The sequence below is a fragment of the Citrobacter sp. TBCS-14 genome, assembly GCF_005280805.1.
Taxonomy (GTDB): Bacteria; Pseudomonadota; Gammaproteobacteria; order Enterobacterales; family Enterobacteriaceae; genus Citrobacter; species Citrobacter gillenii.
Window position 1 is genome coordinate 522,385 of record NZ_SZWM01000185.1, and the last position, 20,066, is coordinate 542,450.

Here is a 20,066-nt window from a genome sequence, read left to right on the forward strand (position 1 = left end):
AGGAAAAGGCGTTATAGCCCAGGGAGAGAGTGATTAACGGCTAAATTGGGTTAACAGTGCGGGAATGTCTTCGGCCATCACCGGAGGAGAGATAAAAAAACCCTGAATTTTATCGCAGCCAATCAGCGTCAAACGTTCTAACTGGGCATGGGTTTCTACCCCTTCAGCCAGCACTTCAATGCCAAAATTGTGCGCTAATGTAATAATACCCTCAACGATCTTTGCCGATCGGGTATCGGGCTCGATGCCTGCAACAAATTCTTTATCAATCTTTAAGGTATCAAACGGATACTTCAGCAGATAATTAAGGTTCGCGTGCCCGGTACCAAAATCATCAAGCGCCAGCTTCACCCCAATCGCCTTCAGTTCTGTCATGTTTTTAGCGGCTATCTGGCTGTCGCACAGCGGCGACGTTTCCGTGATCTCTATTTGGCATCGATGAGCAGGTAGTCCACTGGCGGCGAGATTTTGTCTGACACGTTGTGGGAGCAGTGGATCGCAGAATTCAAGGGCAGAAATATTAACAGAGAGAGAAAGAGGGTCTGGCCAGGAGGCGGCAATGTCCCATGGAGGGTTGCTTACCATCTCCTCTATGGAAAATATATTGCCGCTATTTTCCAGCACCGTAATAAAAACATCAGGGGAGATCATGCCCATCTGTGGGCTATTCCAACGCATTAACGCTTCAAACCCACTAATAGTGTGGGTTTGTAAGTTAAAAATAGGTTGATAAACCATATAAAGCTGACTGGTATTGAATGCTTTTTCAAGCGCCGTTAGCACATCACTGGAATCTAACACACCCCTTCCCCCCCATCACCACAACAAAAACCAGTCGAAATCACTCCCAAATTGTATCTACTTTTACGTATTTCACATCAGAAAAGAATATTCAGATCAGGGTAAAAAAGACAAGCTATGGGTAAACCTAATAATTAATTTATTTAAATCAGAGGTATTGGCCAGTCCCAGTTTCGTAACGACCCGCATCTTGTGCGCTTGAATCGTTTTATAATTCAAACTGACTAATTCAGAAATTTCTCTGGCAGTATAACCACTTACCAACAGATTGAGGATCTGCTGTTCTCTTTCCGTGAGCCTTTTCTGCGACCGATACAGTCGGGGATTCCATTTCCCAACCGCCAGCGTAGCCAGTTGTCCAAAATCACGCAGTGATGATTTTTCCGTCAGGACAATGGTCTTTTCCACATATAATAACTCAACACATAATTTCGCCACCAAACTGTCAGCGACAATGACAATAACGTTATTATAAAATTTAAATCGGTTTTTATTCAAAAACTGCACAATTGCAGAACACGGTTGTTCATTGTTAATGATATTAAAAACCATTGTTTGATGTTGGCACAATGATGATTGCTGCAACATATCCTCAAACGGGAATGTTTTGATAGGGACATGTTTACTTGTCAGATAGGCGAACATACCGCTGCCCACAAAATTATCAGTGCCGCACATCAACATCCTGTTCACCGTTCCTTATAAACTTCGAATCTTATTACTCATTAAAAATTTGATGATTATTTTCTCGACTTCCGCCTCTTCACGACGGTTCTTATAGTCAAACTCGCACGATATCTGGTAGCAGGAGTACAACTGATTATCATCATCAAACTCATTGATCATGACGACATCAATCACTTTGAGATCAAGCAGTAAACTGCCAAACACATCAAAATCCAGGGCGGCACCTTTAATAACCGCATCTTTATAAAGGAATCGTGCATTCACATCCTTAACGATTAATGCGCAGCCCCCCTGAGAAATATTTTTAACCTTCAGTGAGTAATTTTCGCCGTTTTTGTAACGACCAGAACAGAAAAAATCATAGCCCTTGAGGAAGGAGAAACGCTGATTTTGTCGCTGTTGCGCAAAGAAAATCATATCCGGGATAAGGTACGACAACCCTGCTTGCGCATCACCTGCGGACGCCTGTTCGTATCTGGCGCTAAATTTAACAATCCCGCTATCACTGTGCAGGATGAAGTATTGGACCTTTTCAGGAACGATGTCTTTGTGCGGAGAAAGCACAAAGCGCTCGAAATCAATCTTTTCTAACTGTGTGATAACGCTGTTGTTTTCACATAAGACTTCCAGTTTAGTCTTCTTGTGCAACTCTTCGCGCAGGATCGCTATGATTTCAAACTTGTTGTCCTTTGCTAATCCAAAGCTCATTCTCAAACCCTTATTTCCATATTTAAGAAATGTTCCGGTCTTGTTCGCAGACAAAAACACGAAATCAGCATCCACTCCTGGCGCTTAATTACCTTAGTGGATTCCATGTCAAACTGTTGATAAAAATTTAAGTTTTTAACTATCTTTAATGTTTTATTGATATGTAAAAACGTTTGATACGGGTTAATTCTAGCTGAAGTGAAGTCTAAAACCACGCGAAGTTGCGCAACAAGCATAACAAAAAAGAATAACAAGACGTTTTCAGCAGGGGTTTGGGGATAACGAATTTAGCTTATGGCAAAAAAAAGCCAGCATCATGCTGGCTCCGGTAATTACCGTATTAAACTCTAGTGGCATACTATCTTACAGAGGGTACAACGTGAGAAAATCAGTACTGCTGCTTAACGAGGGTCCGAGCTGAATCCGCAATAATCATTACTGCACCCGCCAGCATTAATGTATCTTTTAACACTAGCCGCCCGGCCCCCGATAAATACGGGAAACCGTGGTGCAGATCGCCTAGCGGCATAACCCATGCTTCCGGCGTGGTGATTAAAAAAGACAGGGTGACAATCGGTGTGGCGAATGCCAGAATCCCGCCGATTAATCCCAACCTGCGGCTGAGCGGATTTGCCAGCACCAACAAGGCAATAATTATCTCAACCACGCCCAGTCCATTAGAGAAGCTGTAGGTATTATTCGCTGCTTGCCATTCCCGCTCCTGCGGTTTAAATTCCCCTTCATGCGTCAAATGCTGCTGATACTCTTGCGGATGTTCATAAAAAAATGACATTAGCGGACTGTTGGCCACGAATGGCGTAATACTGTCGGCTTCGTATGGAACGAATTTTAATAATCCAATCCAGATAAACACAATGGCGATGCTCAGGCGAATCAGGGTTAATCCGATGCGATCGGCCTTGCCCAGTAAGCGAAGATATTTTTCCATACCAACCGCCCTTACTTGTACAAAATCGCCGTAGCGTAAGTGCTGCTGTCAATACGCATTGAGGTGATTTTCCACGATGATGCCTGTTTCTCCTGCGCCAGTTTTGCAATGGCCTCCTCAATCACAGAAGGCGCGGCGGAGACGGCTGACACGCTAACGTGGGCAATTTCGGTTGGCGACTGCGCCAGCGCGGAAAACGTGACAGGTGCAGTCAGTAAAGAGGTCATCAGTAAAGTTGCTTTCAACATATTCATTTCTATTTCCATTAACCAGTCAATTCAGTGTTAATATAATAAACTCACACATTCTATTTATTGCCATCCGTAACGCCAGAATAACTGTTCATACGTATTATTTAGGTACTGTGCTACACGCATAAAAAAAGCCCCACACGGGTGGGGCAAAAAGGCAGACACAGCGTTTTATTATTTAACTAATGCGAATAGATCGTTTAATGATTCGCTCATGCTCGGGTGGGTAAATATTTGGTCACGTAAAACGGTATAGGGTAATCCGGCATCCATAACGGTTTTAACGATATTAATCATTTCATGTGAATCTACACACAATAGCGATACACCTAATATCCGTTGGGTATTCACATCAACCACGGCTTTGAGCATACCGCGCGTATCATCCATCACCCGAGCCCGCGGGATCGCCGTAACGGGTAACGTCACGACCTGAACCTCCGCCCCGCTGGCTCTGGCCTGCGCTTCACTCATCCCCACGCGAGAAAGCGGCGGTGTCATAAACACGGAATACGGCACATTCTGGCGGTCGCCGGTGTTGCGCAACCCATCGCCCAATAAACTGTCGCGCACAATGCGGAAATCATCCAGCGAGATATAGGTAAATTGCAATCCGCCAGTCACGTCGCCCATGGCCCAGATATTATCTGCCGAGGTGCGCAGATATCTATTCACGATAATTCCGCCCCGATCGTTGACGTCCACGCCAGCATTTTTCAGTTGCAGTGCTTCCGTTGCCGGTTTACGCCCCGAGGCGATCAGTAGCGCGTCCACCGAATGCGTCTCTTCTGGCATCTGTATCTGTACCGCACCGTCCTGGGACGATACAGAGTGTACATTGGCATTCAGAATCAGCTCGACACCTTTGTCGCGCAAAATGCGGGCAATGGCATCAGCGACATCCCGGTCTTCACGCGGTAAAAATAGCGGCGCGGCTTCAAAGATAGTGACCTTGCTTCCAAAATTGGCAAACATGGACGCGAATTCCACGCCAATGTACCCGCCGCCCAAAATCCCCAACCGCTGAGGACGCTGCGCCAGATTCAGCAATCCAGTGCTGTCGAATACGCCAGGTGTGCTGGATAATCCTTTAATATCAGGTATCGTCGACTGCGCACCGGTATTAATGAAAATCTTCTCGCCGCGAAGTTCACGCGTGCCGGTCGCCTGGATGACCCGCACAGTATGGTTGTCAACAAACTCAGCGCGCCCTTCAATCACATCGACATTGTCCAGACCGGCAAGGTTATGGAAGTTTTTATCACGCAGAAAGCGAACAACGTCTGTTTTGCGTTGCATTGCGGCGGCAAAGTCATGCTGCATTTCGGCATCATGCACCAGTGTTTTAGTGGGTATACAGCCGATATTGATACATGTCCCGCCATACATGGTGTTGGACTGCTCAATAATCGCCACCTTCCAGTCTGCTTTTGCCAGCGTCGCCGCCAGCGTTTTACCTGCTTTGCCAAAACCAATAATGATCGCCTGATACTGATTCATACTGCCTCTTTGCAAAATCACTGTTCATTTGTTAACCCGAAGTATAAGGACTGACGAACATGAACAGCGTATCCATAACGCGCTTATTTATGTCAAATCGTCTAAAGTGAACCATGCAAATTTGTGAAAGCACAAACCATATTACCAACTAACCATTTGATGGTATTAATTTAATATAAAATTATAGCGATAATGGCGATATCTCCCTAAGGGTATAAAATTGTTCAGGAGTCTTGATGGACGCGCTTAGCCGATTATTAACGCTTAATGACCCGCAGGGGTCTATTGATAAAAACTGCTTGTTGAGCAGAGACTGGCAGTTGCCACATGCGGCGGGAGAGCTGTCGGTTATTCGCTGGCATACGGTAACTCAGGGTGCGGCTCAGCTTGATCTCCCGGACGGCTCGTCCTACACGCTGCATCCTGGCGCAGTGGTTATGCTGGCACAAAACTCCGCCCACCGGCTGTGCCAGTCAGGCGAGGAACAAACGCATCTCGTCTGCGGAAGCCTACGGTTGCAGGCATCTTCACGCTATTTTTTAACCGCACTGCCGGAATTGCTCATTCTGGCCCCCGAGGAAAATAGCCCTGTTGGTCAGTGGCTGAGAGCCATGATTGAACTGCTGCAACGGGAATCAATGAGCACGCTGCCAGGTTCTGAGGTGGTATGCAGCCAGCAATGCGCCACGTTGTTTACCCTTGCTGTACGCGAGTGGCTGACACGGGCCGCACCAGGTAAAAACATGTTGAATCTGCTGCTGCATCCCAAACTGGGGGTTATCGCTAACCTGATGCTGGAGTTGCCCGCTCATCCGTGGACTGTCGAAGAGCTGGCGCAGCGCGCGCATATGTCGCGGGCCAGCTTCGCGCAACTGTTTCGTGAAGTCTCAAACTCCACGCCGCTCGCGGTCTTAACCACATTGCGTCTGCAATTCGCCGCCCAGATGTTAGCGCGTGATTCACGGCCGTTGATCGTGATTGCTGAGGCGGTGGGCTATGCCAGCGAATCATCGTTTCACAAAGTCTTTCTGCGTGAATACGGCTGCACGCCGGGTGAGTACAGAAAGCGGGTCAAGGCGCTGGAAAAATAGCGTTGCGCCGTATTACGTTCTCCGGCGCAACGCTATTCAGGCGTTATTTCTGCGGACGATGGCGGTGCAGCCACATCAGCTTATACGCCGCCGGAATGATAAACAGCGACAGCAACGGCGCGGTGATCATACCGCCAATCATCGGGGCGGCAATCCGGCTCATCACCTCCGACCCGGCCCCGGTGCCCCATAAAATCGGCAGCAGGCCGGCAATAATCACCGCCACGGTCATCGCTTTGGGGCGCACGCGAAGCACCGCCCCGTGATACAGCGCCTCATCCAGCTTAGCCACCGTAAAGGTCTGCGGATTTTCCAGCGCGGGCTCCGCCTCAATGGCGTGACGCAAATACATCAACATCACCACGCCAAACTCAGCGGCAACACCTGCCAGCGCAATGAATCCGGTGCCGGTCGCCACCGACATATGGAACCCCATCCAGTAGAGGAACCAGATCCCACCCACCAGTGCGAACGGCACGCTGGTGATAATCAGCAACGCTTCACCAAAACGACGGAACGCCAGATACAGCAGCACGAATATGATCATCAGCGTCATCGGCACCATCAGTTTGAGCTTATGGCTGGCGCGTTCAAGCAGCTCAAACTGGCCCGAAAACGCCACGCTGGTCCCTGGTTTTAGCTGGACGTTTTCGGCAATCGCTTTTTTCAGATCGTTTACCACCGAGACCATGTCACGATCGCGGGCATCGATGTAGATCCAACTGGTCGGGCGTGCGTTCTCGGTTTTCAACATCGACGGGCCTGAAACAACCTTCACATCCGCCACATCCGCCAGCGTGATTTGTTGCTTCATGGGCGTCAGGACCGGCAATTGTCGTAACGCTTCCGGACTGTCGCGATAGCTTTGCGGGTAGCGAAGATTGATCGGATAGCGGGCAATCCCTTCCACCGTTTCGCCCACCATCGCACCGCCGACCGCCGAGGTAATAAACAGCTGTACATCGCCTACGGTCATGCCATAACGCGCGGCCTTTTCACGTTGAATATCGACGCTGAGATAGCGCCCGCCTTCCAGACGTTCCGCCAGCGCAGACGCGACGCCCGGCACGGTCCTCGCCACCTCTTCGATTTGCTCCGCCGTGGCGTCAATATCCGCCAGCACGGTGCCCGAGACCTTAATCCCGATTGGACTTTTGATCCCGGTAGACAGCATGTCGATGCGGTTACGAATCGGCGGTACCCACAGGTTCGCCAGGCCCGGCAGCCGGACCGTTTTATCCAGTTCCTCGATGATTTTGTCCATCGTCATCCCCGGACGCCACTGATCCTGCGGTTTCAACTGGATGGTGGTTTCAACCATTTCCAGCGGCGCGGAATCGGTGGCGGTTTCGGCCTTACCGGTTTTACCAAATACCCGCGCCACTTCCGGCACGGTCATGATCAGCTTGTCGGTTTTTTGCAGCATATCCGCCGCCTGCGCCGCCGAGATCCCCGGCAGGGTCGACGGCATATACAGCAGGTCACCTTCGTTGATCTGCGGTAAGAACTCGCCGCCGACTTTATTGAGCGGGAAAATAACCGTCAGGATCGACAACACCGCCACCAGCAGGGTGGCCTTCGGCCAGTGCAGCACCTTCAGCAACAGCGGATGATAAATGCGGATCAGAAAACGGTTAAGCGGGTTACTGCTTTCCGCCGGGATCGTGCCGCGGATCCAGAATCCCATCAGGATTGGGATCACCACAATCGCCAGCAATGCGGCCCCAGCCATGGCATAGGTTTTGGTGAACGCCAGCGGGCCAAACAGTCGCCCTTCCTGCCCCTCAAGGGTGAAAATAGGGATAAACGACAGGGTAATAATCAGCAAACTGATGAATAGCGCCGGTCCCACTTCCACCGAGGCGTTTGTGATCACCTGCCAGCGCGTGGCGTTATCCAGCTTTTCTCCCGGATGCTGATGCGCCCACTCTTCCAGCCGCTTATGCGCGTTCTCAATCATCACAATCGCGGCATCAACCATCGCCCCTACAGCAATGGCGATGCCGCCAAGCGACATAATGTTGGCGTTCAGTCCCTGGAAATGCATCACAATAAACGCAATACACAGCCCCAGCGGCAGGGAAATAATGGCGACCAGCGCCGAGCGGATATGCCACAGGAACAGCGCACACACCAGCGCCACAACGATAAACTCTTCCAGCAACTTGTAGCTCAGGTTATCAATCGCGCGGTCGATAAGCTGACTGCGATCGTATGTTGTAACTACCTCAACGCCTTCCGGCAGGCTGCTTTTCAGCGTCTCAAGTTTGGCTTTGACGGCGGAGATTACGTCACGTGCATTTTTACCCGAGCGCAGGATCACCACGCCGCCCGCCACTTCACCTTCACCATCCAGTTCGGCGATGCCACGGCGCATTTCCGGTCCAATTTGCACGCGGGCAACATCGCGCAGGTAAACCGGCACACCGTCAGCCCCGGATTTCAGTACAATAGTATTGAAGTCATCGAGGGTTTGCAGATACCCGCTGGCACGCACCATGTATTCCGCTTCCGCCATCTCCACGGATGAGCCACCCGCCTCCTGGTTAGACGCATCCAGCGCCGATTTCACCGCAGCCAGGCTGATACCGTATTGCGTCAGCTTCATCGGGTCGATAACCACCTGGTACTCTTTGACCACGCCGCCTACCGACGCCACTTCTGCAACATTGGGAATCGTTTTCAGCTCATACTTTAAAAACCAGTCCTGCAGAGAACGCAGCTCGGCCAAATCGTGTTTGCCGCTGCGGTCCACCAGCGCATATTCAAAGATCCAGCCGACGCCGGTGGCATCTGGCCCCATTTCCGCGCTGACGCCTGCGGGCAGTTTTCCCTGCACCTGGTTGAGATATTCCAGTACGCGGGAGCGTGCCCAGTAAGGGTCGGCGCCGTCTTCAAAAATGACATACACGTAAGAGTCACCAAACTGCGAGAAACCGCGCACCGTTTTCGCGCCAGGCACCGACAGCATGGTGGTGGTCAGAGGATAAGTGACCTGATTCTCAACGATTTGTGGCGCCTGTCCCGGATAGCTGGTTTTAATAATCACCTGCACATCTGAGAGATCCGGCAGTGCATCTACTGGGGTGTTGATAATGGTCCATGTTCCCCAAATACTGAGGAACAACGCCCCCATCATCACCAGAAAACGGTTAGCCACTGAGCGGCGAATAATCCATTCAATCATGTGTTATATCCTCAGTGTGAATGGGTCGCCGGGGTCGGCATTGCGGGCATAGCCGCGGCGTCTGGCGTCCCACTCTTCCGGGCGCGCATGCGGTCCAACGCCCCGGCGATATTCGCCTCGGAATCAATCAGGAACAGGCCGCTGGAGACCACCTTCTCACCTTCCGTCAGACCGGAGCGGATAGCCGTTAGCCCCTGAGATTCATGGAATACGGCAACCTGCTTCGGCACAAAGCGTCCGTCGTTATCCACGGTGATCACCCGCTGCTCGCTGCCCGTATCAATCAGCGCTTTGGACGGGATCAGCAGCATCGGCTCACTTTGTGTTTTCAGCTTGAGGTAAGCATTCATCCCCGGCTTGAGTGCCTCGTCAGGGTTTTCGACCTGCAAACGTAACTGGAGGGTACGCGTCGTGGCATCCACGCTCGGTAAAATACTCCACTTGCTGATGGTGAATGTTTTATCCGGCCAGGCGGGTACGGTAATCGCAAACTGCGAGGCGTCTTTAATAAGCCAGGCGATAGACTCCGGGACCGATGCGCTGACCCACACCGGATCCATGCCCTGAATTTTTGCTACCACGTTATCTTTCGAAATGTTCATGCCGGTGCGCAAATCAAAGGCGGTGATCACCCCATCGATGGGCGCGCGCAGGGTGAAGCGGGTTTGAATTTTCCGCGTCGATTTTAAGCGCTGGATGTCCTGTTCGGACATCCCGGCCAGACGCAATCTTTCGAGAATACCGTCGACTTGAGTGGCGGTACCGCCGGTCTCGCGCAGCAGAAGATATTCGCTCTGCGCTTCAACCCAGTCGGGGATGGTCAGATCAATCAGCGGCGCGCCTTGCTTAATTTTATCGCCAACGGTCAGCGGATACACTTTTTCGATAAATCCCGCTGAGCGGGCTTGCACAATCACAAACTGATATTCGTTATAGCTAACGTTGGCCGGGAACGTTTGTGCATACTGCAGCGGTCCACGACGTACGGCCTCGGTTTTTAGCCCCAGATTTTGGGTTTGCGTCGGATCGATTCGCACCCCTGCGGCGGCGTCGCTCGCGGTCTCTTCATCGGCATATTTCGGGATCAGATCCATATCCATAAACGGCGATTTACCCGGCTTATCAAAACGGGTATTCGGATACATCGGGTCATACCAGAACAGGACTTTACGCGCTTCTTTTTGCGCATCGGGGCCACTGTCAGTCGGGACGTTTGCTGATGACAAATAAGGATAGATACCGACGGCAATAACCCCACCGACAATCATGCTGGCAAGAATAAGCGCGGTATTTTTAATATTTAAAGACGCCATAGTGATTTCCATTGCGCGAGTGTCTCACCCGCGTTCAGAGAAAACGGGTGAGAATAAAAGAGACCTGCGACTGCGTTATTGACTGACGTGAATATCACGTAATACAGAGAGATTTCCCTGTTGAACAAAGGTAAAGGCGACCTTATCGCCGGGCTTAATATCATCAGCCTTCGTTTCCGGGACCAGCGTAAATCGCATGGTCATCGCAGGCCAGTTCACCGCCGGAATAGGTTCGTGCTTGATGGTGATTTTTTTGCTCGCCATATCAATAGATTCAATCACGCCCGTGGCGCTGATGACTTGCTCCTGCTGGGTAGCGGGCTGCATATTCATCATCTCGCCATGCTGATGCTCATTGGCCTGAGCGTTAAACATGACCACAGACAACACAGTAAACAAAGCGGCTTTAGCGGTACTTTTCATGTCATATACTCCTGAGAATTTATAATTCAATATCATTCAACCCAGCCGCCGCCTAAGGCAGCAAACAGCTTAATTTCATTAACCTGCTGGGCGTAATTAAGATCGAGCAGTGATTGCCGGGTAGCGAATAAAGAACGCTCTGCGTCCAGTACTTCGATATAACTCACCGCACCATGTTGATAGAGCACTCTGGCGCGTTGCAGCGTGATTTGCAAAGAGTCCAGATAGCGCTGTTGAGCGGTAATTTGATCTGCCAGGCTTTGGCGCAACACCAGCGCATCCGCCACTTCTTTAAACGCGTTCTGGATTTTTTGTTCGTAATTCACCACCGACTGCTGCTGACGAATTTCGGCCAAATCGAGGTTTGACTGATTACGTCCGGCGTTAAAAATCGGAATATCGATTTTGGGTACGAAATTCCACATGCCGCTGGCGGCATTAAATAAGCTGGAGAGGTCACTGCTGCTACCCGATAGCGAACTGGTGAGGGTAATGGACGGGAAAAAGGCCGCCCGTGCAGCACCGATGTTGGCATTTGCCGCCATTAATGCATGCTCGGCTTCTAAAATATCCGGTCGCTGAAGCAGTATTTGCGATGGCAGCGATGGCGGCAGCGTCACCGCGTTGATATCACCGTGGCTGCGTGCCCGGTCATCCGGTAATTTCCCGTAGGAGCCAAGCAACAGTTGCAGCGCATTATTCGCCTGCGCCAGTTCGCCTTTACGTTTGGCGATATCGGCGCGCGTGCTTTCAATTACGCCCCGCGCCTGTTCCAGCGCCAGCACGTTGGTGCTACCGGTTAACAGTTGTTTCTCAACAAAAGCGTATGAACGCTGATAGTTTTGCAGCGTCTCTTCGGCAATTTTCAGCTGCGCGTAAGCCAGTCGCTGGTTGAAATAACTTTGCGAGACGTTGGAAATTAATAAGATATGCACCGCCCGACGCGCTTCTTCACTGGCAAAGAAATTCTGTCGTTCGGCTTCACTCATATTTTTCAGGCGGCCGAAGAAATCCAAATCGAAACTGAGATTCAGTCCGGCCTCAAATTCTTTCTGCGTGCTGGTTTCACCTTTAAATTTGCCGCTATAGGTACCGCTGGAGCCAGCATTAAGCTGCGGATAGCGGTCTGCATCCGTCACCCCATATTGTGCTCGCGCTTCCTGAACCTTGAGGGTGGCCATGCGCAGATCACGGTTATTCAGCAATGCCTCGCCAATCAGCGCTTTCACCTGATCATCAACGAAAAAGGTGCGCCAGCCCGTATCCTGGTATCCCTGTGGTGCCGGCACCAGCGCATTCTGGCTCAACGAAAATTGCTGCGGTATCGGCATTGCCGGACGCTGATACTCCGGCGCCAGCGAACAACCGGCCAGAATAAAAACAACGCTGAGAGTAAGAAGCTTAAATTTGCACATAGTTCTTTTCGTCCAAACCGGACTGGAATGTGAATTTATTACCGTGCACCTTACCGAATCGACTCTGTTTAAGCGGTGACAGGAAAATGACAAAGCTGTCATTTTCCCAATAACTCATTGCTATCCGATCCCGCTTCTCTAGAATTGAAACCCGCACAGCCAGTGGGTGAAGGAGAATGTGATGAAGATTTTGGTCGTCGAAGATGAGAAAAAAACCGGCGAATACCTGACGAAGGGCCTGACGGAAGCCGGTTTTGTTGTCGATTTGGCGGATAACGGCCTGAACGGGTATCACCTGGCCATGACCGGCGATTATGACCTGATCATCCTCGACATCATGCTGCCTGACGTGAACGGTTGGGATATCGTGCGTATGTTGCGCAGCGCTAACAAAGGCATGCCGATTCTTCTCCTTACCGCGCTGGGCACGATTGAACACCGGGTCAAAGGCCTGGAACTGGGGGCGGATGATTATCTGGTGAAACCCTTCGCCTTTGCCGAACTGCTGGCTCGGGTCAGAACGCTGCTGCGCCGTGGCGCGGCAGTGATTGTCGAAAGTCAGTTTCAGGTTGCGGATTTAATGGTTGATCTGGTCAGCCGAAAAGTCACCCGCAGTGGCACCCGCATTACCCTTACCAGCAAAGAATTTACGCTGCTCGAGTTTTTCCTGCGCCATCAAGGGGAAGTATTACCCCGCTCGCTGATTGCCTCACAGGTCTGGGACATGAATTTTGACAGCGACACCAATGCGATTGACGTCGCCGTAAAGCGCCTGCGTGCCAAAATTGATAATGACTTTGAACCGAAGCTGATTCAGACCGTACGCGGTGTGGGATATATGCTTGAGGTACCGGATGGCTATTAAACGCCTGCAGCGCCCTTTTTCGCTGGCCACGCGACTGACCTTTTTTATCAGCCTGGCAACCATCGCTTCGTTTTTCGCCTTCGCCTGGATAATGATCCACTCGGTGAAAGTCCATTTTGCCGAGCAGGATATCAACGATTTAAGAGAGATCAGCACCACGCTGGAACGGATCCTTAATCAACCCAACGAACCGGAATCCCGGCGGCTGGAAATCTTAAAAAACGTGGTTTCCGGTTACTCTAACGTTATTATTTCACTGGAAGATGCTAACCAAAAAGCCATTTTCCATTCACCTGGTGCGCCGGATCTGCGTCAGTTTATTGCCCATGCGAAACCGGATAAAAACGCCGGTAATAATAATGTCTTTTTAATCTCCGGCCCCATGCTACGCACGCAAAATCACGATCACGGAGAAAACACGCCCTCCAACTGGCGCATGATTCGTTTGCCGGTAGGCCAGTTAGCGGACGGCAAACCGGCCTGGACGCTGTATATGGCGTTATCAATAGACTTTCATCTGCACTATATTAACGATCTGAAAAACAAGCTGATTATGACGGCATCGCTGATCAGCATGATGATTATTTTCATCGTATTGTTCGCCGTCTATAAAGGTCATGAACCGATCCGTAACGTCAGTCGCCGTATCCAGAACATTACCTCCAAGAATCTCGATGTCCGCCTCGATCCCCAGGCCGTACCGATAGAGCTGGAGCAGCTGGTCGGGTCGTTTAACCATATGATCGAACGCATCGAGGATGTGTTTAAACGCCAGTCTAATTTCTCAGCGGATATTGCCCATGAGATCCGCACCCCCATCACCAATCTGGTCACCCAAACGGAAATAGCACTTAGCCAGCCCCGTAGCCAGAAAGAGCTGGAAGATGTGCTCTATTCCAATCTCGAAGAGTTTGGCCGAATGTCGAAGATGGTGAGCGACATGCTGTTCCTGGCACAGGCGGACAATAATCAATTGATCCCGGAAAAGACGGTACTCAACCTGGCGGATGAGGTCGGTAAGGTGTTTGACTTCTTCGAGGCGTGGGCAGAAGAGCGCGAGGTAAGTTTACGCTTTGAGGGCCGCGCATGCTGGGTGTCTGGCGATCCGTTAATGCTGCGCAGAGCCCTGAGCAATTTGCTGTCGAACGCCATGCGTTACACTCCCAAGGGCCAGTCGGTGACCGTACGGGTAAAAGAGGCGGACGAACAGGTACACATTATTGTCGAGAATCCCGGCACGCCCATCGCCGCGGAGCATCTGCCGCGACTGTTCGACCGTTTCTATCGCGTAGACCCATCACGACAGCGTAAAGGTGAAGGGAGCGGCATTGGCCTGGCGATTGTGAAATCAATTGTCGCGGCCCATCAGGGAAAGGTGGCGGTCACCTCTGACACCCACGCTACCCGCTTTATTCTGACACTGCCAAAACACGCAAATTAGCCCTGCAGGGTGGCACGAATGTGCCATCCGCTGACCTGCTGGCATCTTTATTGATTCTCTGACGTAACCGTCATAATTCTGTCACCTCGCTGAGCGCGCCTGCTTATTATCATTTCTTCCGTAAACCCATACTGGAGAAATATGATGAACAAGATGTCTTCTTTTTTTGCTATTGCATTTTTTATCTCAGCTGGCGTGAATGCCGCAGAAAGTGTTGATACCCATCAACAGGCGGCGATGGCCCATGACATGATGAATAATAGCGATGCCTCTGCCCATCAGAAAATGGTGCAGGCACATCAGATGCAAGTACGTAATAGTCAGTCCACTAAGGCCGTTGCGCCGTCATTTTCACAAATGGATGAGCATGAAAAAGCAATGGTTGTACATGAGTCAATGAATAACGGTCATGCGTTTTCACATCAGCAACAGGCAGAAAAACATCGCCAACAGATCCCCGCACAGGGATAACTCATGTACTATTCTGGATGAATAACACCACTCTCCCATTACGGATGGAAATTCCATGAATAAGCTATTCAGCGCCTTTGATTTTCAGCAAACACGTCAGCGCCTGCTGGCCAACATAAAATCACATGGCCTTGTTTTATTTGGCGAGTTTGATCATGCCAAAGCTGCTGCCGAGGTGGAATTAATACTTCCACCCACTACGGTACTTATTTTTGGTAACCCCAAAGGGGGTACAGCGCTAATGTTGCAGCATCCAGAATTAGCGCTCGACTTACCCTTCAGAGTATTAATTAGCCAGCAACCGGACGGGCTGGTTTGGGTCGGTTTTCATCCGGTCGAAACGCTGGAGAAATACGGGCTGGATACGCATGCTATTCAGGCACTAAAAAAACTGGAAAATCTTGTAGAACAAAGCATTGCCAGCATTGACTGAGTCACACACGCAGGCTTATTGTTCAATAAGTCTGCATTTCTCATTACCTCCTTCATTCTTTCTCTCCACGATTAATGTCAATATTAATATTCCATTAAATCGCACATCAAAAATTAAACAACCTCCAGAATAATAAATGAATTGTATACAATACGTAAAATACCTACGTATTATGTTGTATACCCCCATAATTTAACGCCCTCAAAAAATATAAATTAGGATTCCCCCTGGTATTCACCGTTAATATTTAATGGGAAACTTTCTTCGTCATAAACATGACAGCAATAAAATCAATATTCCTATAAATAAATTTAATGATGATAGTGAGTAACAGAATGAATAAACGTCTGCTGGCCATCTTTGTTCTGGGTCTGACAACCGCGACAACTGCATGCGCCATTACCCCGGCGATGCAGAAAAAATATGAACGCTCAGGCTGTACACAAATGAGTGAACTCAACGGTTGCGATGTGAATAAATCCTATGAGTGGAACCGCGATCACGGGTTTATCGACAATGCGGAAAACCATCATCAGCGCCATCATCGTCATGATGAAGACCGCCAGAACAGCGGTAATCAGGATAATCATGACCAGGCCGGTATCGACGGTAAGTTCACCGGTAATTACGTGGCTAAATTTGAAAACGGTCAACGCAGCGTTGATATTCACGTAGAAGATTCCGGCGTTTACATCAACGGCAATGAAGTACGCGATGTGAATACCTATAAAGATACGATGACCTTCCGCGTGGGGTATGCCACTTACACCCTGAAAGCGAACGGCCGCGGTAGCTGGAACGATAGCGACGCCAGTAACGCTGGCAAGATTGTGCGTGAATAACGGATGACACCACAATGAAAAAACTGATATCTGCACTGGTAATCATGGCCAGCCTGGCAGGCTGTGCTGAGCATCCGTACCTGTCTGCCGCAGCCGCAGGTGTAGGCGCTGCAGCGGTAGCCACGGCGATTGCTAACCACAAGAATCGTGAATCCAAACGCGATAAAGAGCATAAACGCCAGGAGCAGGAAGACAGAGAAAACCAGCACGCCTGGCGACATCACCACCGCCATGACGACGACAACGACCAGTACTATCGCCGCTGAGTAGCCCCGAAGAGCGCTGAGATCACAGCGCTCTTACCTTCCGTGCGTTACAGTATGATGCTTTAACGCCGGAGTCTGGTATGGCTTTAACCCTTACGGTATTGCTTGAAAACACGCGCGCTGCCGGTGCTGACAAATCATTGCAGGCAGCCCCTGGGTTAAGCCTGCTCGTCCAGGATGAAACAACCTCTGTTTTGTTTGATACCGGGCCGGATGACAGCTTTAAGCTGAATGCCGCGAGAATGGGCGTTGACCTGTCTCAACTTACCGCCGTGGTACTCTCGCACGGGCATTACGATCACTGTGGCGGCGTGCCGTGGCTGGCGGATAATACGCACGTCATCTGCCATCCGCACATTGCCTGCGAGCGTTATTCTGCAATCACCGTTGCCGGATATAGCCAAAAAATCAAAAAATTATCACGCGAGAATGATTACTCTCGCCTGCATATGACCTATACCCGCGAGCCATTCCCGATTAGTGAGCGCTTTCTGTGGTCCGGAGAAATAAACGTGCCGACGCCACAGGCTTACGGCGTTATTCAGGAGCAAACACCCCAACCGGATTACATCACCGACGAAGGCGTATTGATTTATCAGTCTGAGCGTGGACTGATCATTATTACCGGCTGCGGGCATCGAGGAATAGAGAACATCGTCCGCCATTGTCAAAACATTACGGGTATCACCAGGATCTACGCCCTGATCGGCGGCTTTCATTTACGCGCGGCGTCGCCGCAAAAATTGTGGAAAACGCGTCGGTTTCTCCGTCAACAAAAGCCCGAAAAGTTGCTCGGCTGTCATTGCACCGGTTCGTGGGGACGTTTTTGGCTGCCCGGAACAGACGCGCCAGCAACGGGAGATGTGATTGTTCTGGCTGAGTAAAAACGGCATACCCAATAAGGAAAACGGAAGCCTCGCGGCTCCCGTTTTATCTTCGTAACAGGAGTGAGTTAACTATCACTACATCGTAACGATAGCGGGCTCATCAAATACGGTCAGTTTTGGCGCTTCGCCGGTATATTTTTCTGCATACACCAGACTGGTATTGCCTGCACAGCCATTCGCCAGTCTTGAGGTTGGAATATCTGCCGTCAATACGTTGGCGCCGCCGTTTTTACAGATACCGTTTTCAATATCTGGCCAGGCCCCTTCATGAATACAGATGATCCCTGGTTTGATTCCATCGCTGACGTGCGCCCCAACCAGCACCTGTCCACGACCATTCCAGACGCGTACCAAATCCCCTTCGACGATACCTCTGGCTTTTGCATCGTCCGGGTGAATAGTCACCGGTTCGCGATTAGCAATCGCGTACTCTTTACGCAGCGCAGCGTAGTTCAGCTGGCTATGCAGACGATGCGCCGGATGCGCCGTCAGTAACTGCAGCTGATCCTTATCCGCAGAACCTTTCCACTCATCCGGTTCAATCCATGACGCATGCGGCGGACAGTCTTTGTATTTATAGCCCTCAATCGTTTTCGAGTAGATTTCAATCTTACCGCTCGGCGTACCGAGCGCGTTCATCACCGGATCGCTGCGGAAATCGGCGTAGCGCACATATTTGTTGTTCTTCTCATTTTCCCGCATTTCTATCAGTTTATTCTGCTGCCAGAATGCGTTGAACTGCGGCATAGCCACACGCTGGGCGCGGGCGGCTTTTTGCGCAACGTCGTAGAATTGCTTCAGCCACGCCATTTCGTCTTTGCCTTCGCTATAGACTGCTTTTCCGCCAGGCTTGAGCATTTCGGCCAGATCAGCAAATACGTCAAAGTCATTCCGCGCTTCAAATTGCGGCTCAATGACCTGCTTCATCGGCACCAGGTGCTGATTACTGTAATCGCCGGTCATGGTCAGATCGTTACGCTCAAACGAGGTGGTGATCGGCAGGACAATATCGGCATGTTTGGCTGCGGCCGTCCAGTAGCACTCCGAGATAACAACCAGTTCGGGCTTCTGCCAGGCTTTAATTAAGCGGTTGGTATCCTGATGATGAGTAAAGTTAGCGCCACCCGCCCACCAAATCATTTTGATCTCCGGGAAGGTCTGCTCTTTACCATTATGCTGATATTTTCCGCCCGGATTCTCCAGCGCTTCGACGATGCGCGCTACAGGCAGGTTCGTCACGGCATCAGAAACCGCCCAGTCATTTCCTGCTGACGAGCCGCCCTCAATTTTGGCCGAAATCGCCGGTAATACCCCGCCGGTACGCGTCGGGTTTCCACCGTTGGAGTAGTGATAAGAGAAACCAAAACCACCGCCTTCGGTACCAATTTGCCCGAGCATTGCCGCCAGCGTCACCAGCATCCAGTGTTTTTGCTCACCGTATTGCTGACGTTGGATCCCCCACCCAGCCATCAGCATGGTTTTGTTACTGGAGAAAATGTCTGCCAGTTTCTCCAGCTGTTCCGCAGGTACGCCACACACACCTGATGCCCATGCAGCGGTTTTCTCAATACTGTCGCTCTTGCCCAGCAGGTACTCTTCAAACTGCGGATATCCGGTGGTGTATTTTTCCAGGAATGCTTTGTCGTGGAGATTTTTCTTCACCAGCGTATGGGCAATGCCGAGCATCATCGCAACGTCAGTGCCCATGTTAGGCGCGATCCAGGTGGCATTGTCCCCAAAGAATTCAATCGTTTCAGAACGCATCGGATCGATTGCGATGACGCTTTTCCCTGATTTCTTCAGCAGATTAAAATATTCGATACCTTGTTCGTCCGTACTGCTCCAGGCAATTTTTAATGTATTCAGCGGGTTCATACCCCACAGCACTACGACCTGGCTGTGTTCCAGCACCATAGGCCAGGTGGTTTGCTGTTCGTAGACTTCAACCGATCCCACAACGTAGGGCATGATGACCTGCGCGGCCCCGGTGGAATAATCCCCGGTATGCCCGGCATATCCACCCGCCATGCTCATATAACGTTGCAGCAACGTTTGTGCTTTATGCAAAACCCCGCTGGAGCGCCAACCGTAAGAGCCAGCAAACACCGAGGCTGGACCGTAACTGCTGCGGATCCGGCTATGCTGTTCATGAATCAGTTTTAGCGCCTGCTCCCAACTCACCCGCACAAAAGGATCGCTGCCGCGTTTGCCGTCCGCTTTACCCGGATTTTCCAGATAGCTTTTGCGCACCATCGGATATTTTACGCGGATATTGGTGTGCACCTGGTCCGGCGCAGTTTGTTGTAATGAATTCGGTACTGTTTTCGGTAATGCACCTTTTGAAGAAACAACCTTGCCGTCTTTTACTTCCACATACACAGCTCCCCAACGTGCGGCCGTCAGGATTGCCCCGCCATTTTGGCCTTCCGCCCAGGCTGGCATCGGGATCACCGAAGAAATCGCCATAGTCCCGGTTGCCGCGCCAGCCGTCTTGATAAAGTCACGTCTTGTGAGTTTCATGATTTCTCCTGGTGTT

The 20,066-nt window shown here is 50.7% G+C and carries 19 protein-coding genes; 8 read left to right on the top strand and 11 right to left on the bottom strand.

Going from position 1 to position 20,066, the window contains the following annotated elements:
• Nucleotides 1-33: 33 nt before the first annotated feature.
• From FDX22_RS11145 to rclA, 6 genes are all read right to left on the bottom strand, one after another.
• A complete protein-coding gene (locus tag FDX22_RS11145) occupies nt 34-801 on the bottom strand; it encodes a bifunctional diguanylate cyclase/phosphodiesterase (protein WP_146717199.1) in 768 nt (255 codons plus the stop codon).
• Nucleotides 802-897: 96 nt separating this feature from the next.
• A complete protein-coding gene (locus tag FDX22_RS11150) occupies nt 898-1,479 on the bottom strand; it encodes a LuxR family transcriptional regulator (protein ID WP_170974163.1) in 582 nt (193 codons plus the stop codon).
• Nucleotides 1,480-1,500: 21 nt separating this feature from the next.
• The gene (locus FDX22_RS11155; RefSeq protein ID WP_117342180.1) at nt 1,501-2,196 is read right to left on the bottom strand and encodes a pilus assembly protein PilZ; all 696 of its coding nucleotides are present in this window, start codon (nt 2,194-2,196) and stop codon (nt 1,501-1,503) included.
• Nucleotides 2,197-2,584: 388 nt separating this feature from the next.
• Complete coding sequence (gene rclC / locus FDX22_RS11160) at nt 2,585-3,145, bottom strand: reactive chlorine resistance membrane protein RclC (protein ID WP_115259157.1); 561 nt, start codon at nt 3,143-3,145, stop codon at nt 2,585-2,587.
• Between the two features lie 11 nt (nt 3,146-3,156).
• Nucleotides 3,157-3,393 (bottom strand): reactive chlorine resistance periplasmic protein RclB, encoded by a 237-nt coding sequence (rclB, locus tag FDX22_RS11165; protein ID WP_170973021.1) that lies wholly within the window; start codon nt 3,391-3,393, stop codon nt 3,157-3,159.
• A gap of 177 nt (nt 3,394-3,570) precedes the next feature.
• The gene (gene rclA / locus FDX22_RS11170) at nt 3,571-4,896 is read right to left on the bottom strand and encodes a reactive chlorine resistance oxidoreductase RclA (protein ID WP_146717200.1); all 1,326 of its coding nucleotides are present in this window, start codon (nt 4,894-4,896) and stop codon (nt 3,571-3,573) included.
• A gap of 236 nt (nt 4,897-5,132) precedes the next feature.
• On the opposite strand from rclA, the gene rclR reads away from it, so the two are divergent.
• Nucleotides 5,133-5,987 carry a reactive chlorine-specific transcriptional regulator RclR gene (gene rclR / locus FDX22_RS11175; RefSeq protein ID WP_115259159.1) on the top strand — a complete coding sequence of 285 codons (855 nt, stop codon included), beginning with the start codon at nt 5,133-5,135 and terminating at the stop codon, nt 5,985-5,987.
• Between the two features lie 43 nt (nt 5,988-6,030).
• Here rclR and FDX22_RS11180 read toward each other — a convergent pair whose 3' ends face one another.
• The 4 genes from FDX22_RS11180 to FDX22_RS11195 form a co-directional block, all read right to left on the bottom strand.
• Nucleotides 6,031-9,174 carry a CusA/CzcA family heavy metal efflux RND transporter gene (locus tag FDX22_RS11180; RefSeq protein ID WP_146717201.1) on the bottom strand — a complete coding sequence of 1,048 codons (3,144 nt, stop codon included), beginning with the start codon at nt 9,172-9,174 and terminating at the stop codon, nt 6,031-6,033.
• Nucleotides 9,175-9,185: 11 nt separating this feature from the next.
• Complete coding sequence (locus FDX22_RS11185) at nt 9,186-10,487, bottom strand: efflux RND transporter periplasmic adaptor subunit (RefSeq protein ID WP_146717202.1); 1,302 nt, start codon at nt 10,485-10,487, stop codon at nt 9,186-9,188.
• 75 nt (nt 10,488-10,562) lie between these two features.
• Nucleotides 10,563-10,910 carry a cation efflux system protein CusF gene (cusF, locus tag FDX22_RS11190; RefSeq protein ID WP_115259162.1) on the bottom strand — a complete coding sequence of 116 codons (348 nt, stop codon included), beginning with the start codon at nt 10,908-10,910 and terminating at the stop codon, nt 10,563-10,565.
• 32 nt (nt 10,911-10,942) lie between these two features.
• Entirely contained in the window at nt 10,943-12,325 is a 1,383-nt protein-coding gene (locus tag FDX22_RS11195) for an efflux transporter outer membrane subunit (RefSeq protein WP_146717203.1), read from the bottom strand.
• Between the two features lie 181 nt (nt 12,326-12,506).
• Between FDX22_RS11195 and cusR the strand changes: the two genes are divergently transcribed.
• The 7 genes from cusR (at nt 12,507) to FDX22_RS11230 (ending at nt 17,527) form a co-directional block, all read left to right on the top strand.
• The gene (cusR, locus tag FDX22_RS11200; RefSeq protein WP_096757976.1) at nt 12,507-13,190 is read left to right on the top strand and encodes a copper response regulator transcription factor CusR; all 684 of its coding nucleotides are present in this window, start codon (nt 12,507-12,509) and stop codon (nt 13,188-13,190) included.
• Nucleotides 13,180-14,631 (top strand): Cu(+)/Ag(+) sensor histidine kinase, encoded by a 1,452-nt coding sequence (locus FDX22_RS11205; RefSeq protein ID WP_146717204.1) that lies wholly within the window; start codon nt 13,180-13,182, stop codon nt 14,629-14,631. The genes cusR and FDX22_RS11205 overlap by 11 nt, the downstream gene beginning before the upstream one ends.
• A 144-nt stretch (nt 14,632-14,775) precedes the next feature.
• Nucleotides 14,776-15,102: a copper-binding protein gene (locus tag FDX22_RS11210; RefSeq protein WP_135912891.1), complete on the top strand. Its 327-nt coding sequence runs from the start codon at nt 14,776-14,778 to the stop codon at nt 15,100-15,102.
• A 55-nt stretch (nt 15,103-15,157) separates the two neighbouring features.
• Entirely contained in the window at nt 15,158-15,535 is a 378-nt protein-coding gene (locus FDX22_RS11215) for a DUF302 domain-containing protein (RefSeq protein WP_117342171.1), read from the top strand.
• Between the two features lie 335 nt (nt 15,536-15,870).
• Nucleotides 15,871-16,377, top strand: a complete 507-nt coding sequence (locus FDX22_RS11220) for a hypothetical protein (protein ID WP_146717205.1) — start codon at nt 15,871-15,873, stop codon at nt 16,375-16,377.
• A gap of 14 nt (nt 16,378-16,391) precedes the next feature.
• Complete coding sequence (locus FDX22_RS11225; protein ID WP_096757980.1) at nt 16,392-16,643, top strand: membrane lipoprotein lipid attachment site-containing protein; 252 nt, start codon at nt 16,392-16,394, stop codon at nt 16,641-16,643.
• Between the two features lie 80 nt (nt 16,644-16,723).
• Nucleotides 16,724-17,527, top strand: a complete 804-nt coding sequence (locus tag FDX22_RS11230) for an MBL fold metallo-hydrolase (RefSeq protein ID WP_137400225.1) — start codon at nt 16,724-16,726, stop codon at nt 17,525-17,527.
• Between the two features lie 78 nt (nt 17,528-17,605).
• On the opposite strand, the gene FDX22_RS11235 is transcribed toward FDX22_RS11230, so the two are convergent.
• The gene (locus FDX22_RS11235; RefSeq protein WP_146717206.1) at nt 17,606-20,050 is read right to left on the bottom strand and encodes a trimethylamine-N-oxide reductase 2; all 2,445 of its coding nucleotides are present in this window, start codon (nt 20,048-20,050) and stop codon (nt 17,606-17,608) included.
• Between the last annotated feature and the right edge of the window lie 16 nt (nt 20,051-20,066).

What these genes read in the sequence shown, in the direction of transcription:
- FDX22_RS11210 (WP_135912891.1), top strand. Translation starts at nt 14,776, where the DNA reads ATGAACAAGATGTCTTCTTTTTTTGCTATTGCATTTTTTATCTCAGCT.
- FDX22_RS11225 (WP_096757980.1), top strand. Translation starts at nt 16,392, where the DNA reads ATGAAAAAACTGATATCTGCACTGGTAATCATGGCCAGCCTGGCAGGC.
- FDX22_RS11215 (WP_117342171.1), top strand. Translation starts at nt 15,158, where the DNA reads ATGAATAAGCTATTCAGCGCCTTTGATTTTCAGCAAACACGTCAGCGC.
- cusF (WP_115259162.1), bottom strand. Translation starts at nt 10,910, where the DNA reads ATGAAAAGTACCGCTAAAGCCGCTTTGTTTACTGTGTTGTCTGTGGTC.
- FDX22_RS11230 (WP_137400225.1), top strand. Translation starts at nt 16,724, where the DNA reads ATGGCTTTAACCCTTACGGTATTGCTTGAAAACACGCGCGCTGCCGGT.
- FDX22_RS11205 (WP_146717204.1), top strand. Translation starts at nt 13,180, where the DNA reads ATGGCTATTAAACGCCTGCAGCGCCCTTTTTCGCTGGCCACGCGACTG.
- FDX22_RS11185 (WP_146717202.1), bottom strand. Translation starts at nt 10,487, where the DNA reads ATGGCGTCTTTAAATATTAAAAATACCGCGCTTATTCTTGCCAGCATG.
- cusR (WP_096757976.1), top strand. Translation starts at nt 12,507, where the DNA reads ATGAAGATTTTGGTCGTCGAAGATGAGAAAAAAACCGGCGAATACCTG.
- rclR (WP_115259159.1), top strand. Translation starts at nt 5,133, where the DNA reads ATGGACGCGCTTAGCCGATTATTAACGCTTAATGACCCGCAGGGGTCT.
- FDX22_RS11180 (WP_146717201.1), bottom strand. Translation starts at nt 9,174, where the DNA reads ATGATTGAATGGATTATTCGCCGCTCAGTGGCTAACCGTTTTCTGGTG.
- FDX22_RS11195 (WP_146717203.1), bottom strand. Translation starts at nt 12,325, where the DNA reads ATGTGCAAATTTAAGCTTCTTACTCTCAGCGTTGTTTTTATTCTGGCC.
- FDX22_RS11220 (WP_146717205.1), top strand. Translation starts at nt 15,871, where the DNA reads ATGAATAAACGTCTGCTGGCCATCTTTGTTCTGGGTCTGACAACCGCG.
- rclA (WP_146717200.1), bottom strand. Translation starts at nt 4,896, where the DNA reads ATGAATCAGTATCAGGCGATCATTATTGGTTTTGGCAAAGCAGGTAAA.
- rclB (WP_170973021.1), bottom strand. Translation starts at nt 3,393, where the DNA reads ATGTTGAAAGCAACTTTACTGATGACCTCTTTACTGACTGCACCTGTC.
- FDX22_RS11155 (WP_117342180.1), bottom strand. Translation starts at nt 2,196, where the DNA reads ATGAGCTTTGGATTAGCAAAGGACAACAAGTTTGAAATCATAGCGATC.
- rclC (WP_115259157.1), bottom strand. Translation starts at nt 3,145, where the DNA reads ATGGAAAAATATCTTCGCTTACTGGGCAAGGCCGATCGCATCGGATTA.
- FDX22_RS11150 (WP_170974163.1), bottom strand. Translation starts at nt 1,479, where the DNA reads ATGTGCGGCACTGATAATTTTGTGGGCAGCGGTATGTTCGCCTATCTG.
- FDX22_RS11235 (WP_146717206.1), bottom strand. Translation starts at nt 20,050, where the DNA reads ATGAAACTCACAAGACGTGACTTTATCAAGACGGCTGGCGCGGCAACC.